Genomic DNA, 1,223 nt, shown 5'->3' with positions numbered 1-1,223 from the left:
CCCGGGTTTCCTAGACACTCTCCAGGCTCGCTGCGTAACGCTTTTCAAACTCTACCGGTGACAGCTGATTGTTGAAACTGTGGCGTCGTTTTGGGTTGTAAAACATCTCGATGTAATCGAACACATCATCCCGAGCATCCTGGCGTGTAGTGTAGATTTTACGCTTGATCCGCTCCCGCTTTAGCAGCTGGAAAAAGCTCTCCGCCACAGCGTTGTCGTGGCAGTTACCTCGACGACTCATGCTGGCTACCAGGTTGTTAGCTTTCAAGAAGCTTCGCCAGTCTGAGCTGCTGTACTGACTGCCTTGATCCGAGTGGATCATCACCTCTTGCTTCGGCTTACGTCTCCAAACCGCCATCAGCAGTGCATCAATGGCTACGTCGCTGGTCATCTGCGACTTCATTGACCAACCAATGATCTGGCGTGAAAACAGATCGAGCACCACGGCCAAATACAGCCAGCCTTCATATGTTCGGATGTAGGTAATGTCTGTGACCCAGACTTTGTTGGGTTCTCTGACATCGAATTGGCGCTTCAGTAAGTTCGGTGAGGCAACGGCTGGTTTACCGCCATATTTTCCCGGCCTCCGTCGATACCCAGTCTGAGAACGTAAACCTTCAAGGCGCATCAACCTAGCTACCCGGTGACGGCCACAGCTCTCACCAACCTCTCGCAGGTCATCATGGATCTTGCGATAGCCATAAACACCACCGCTTTCCAACCAGGAGTGTTTGATCAGTCCAAGCAGTCGCTGATCGTCCTTGGCTCGCGCAGATTTTGGTTCTGATAGCCACGCGTAGTAGCCGCTGGGATGAACCTTGAGCGTCAGGCAAAGCCGTCGAATCGCGTAATGACCCGCTTGCTGCTTAATAAAGGCGTACTTCAGCCGCACTCCTTGGCAAAGTACGCGGCGGCCTTTTTTAAGATGTCTCGCTCCTCCGTCACCCGTTTCAGCTCGGCCCGTAGACGACGAACCTCAGCGCTCTGATCATCCTCCTCAACGCGCTGTTCCTGGGGCTTGGTGTAGCGCTTAACCCAGGCATAGAGGCTGTGCACGGACACACCCAATCGTGCAGCCACCTCCGAGACAGGAAGCTTCTTTTCGGTCACTTGTTTGACCGCCTGGATTTTGAATTCTTCGGGATATCGCTGGTTGCTCATGGCACCTCCTAATGGGCCTCATTTTAAGGCTTGGAGGTGTCTACGAAACTAGGGGCGATTCA

Annotated in this window: 1 protein-coding gene; it reads right to left on the bottom strand. The window is 53.2% G+C overall.

The window, feature by feature from the left end; genetic code table 11:
* Positions 1 to 10 precede the first annotated feature (10 nt).
* Positions 11 to 1,161 (bottom strand): IS3 family transposase gene (locus EQV90_RS21660; RefSeq protein ID WP_088500423.1). Its coding sequence is split into 2 segments (ribosomal slippage): positions 11 to 927 and positions 927 to 1,161, totalling 1,152 coding nucleotides; the frame shifts between segments, so codons are not numbered across the junction.
* Between the last annotated feature and the right edge of the window lie 62 nt (positions 1,162 to 1,223).

Origin of the sequence: Pseudomonas sp. TMW22089 (assembly GCF_022496645.1) — a bacterium.
Classification (GTDB): domain Bacteria; phylum Pseudomonadota; class Gammaproteobacteria; order Pseudomonadales; family Pseudomonadaceae; genus Aquipseudomonas; species Aquipseudomonas paraversuta.
This window is presented reverse-complemented; position numbering and strand designations above follow the sequence as displayed.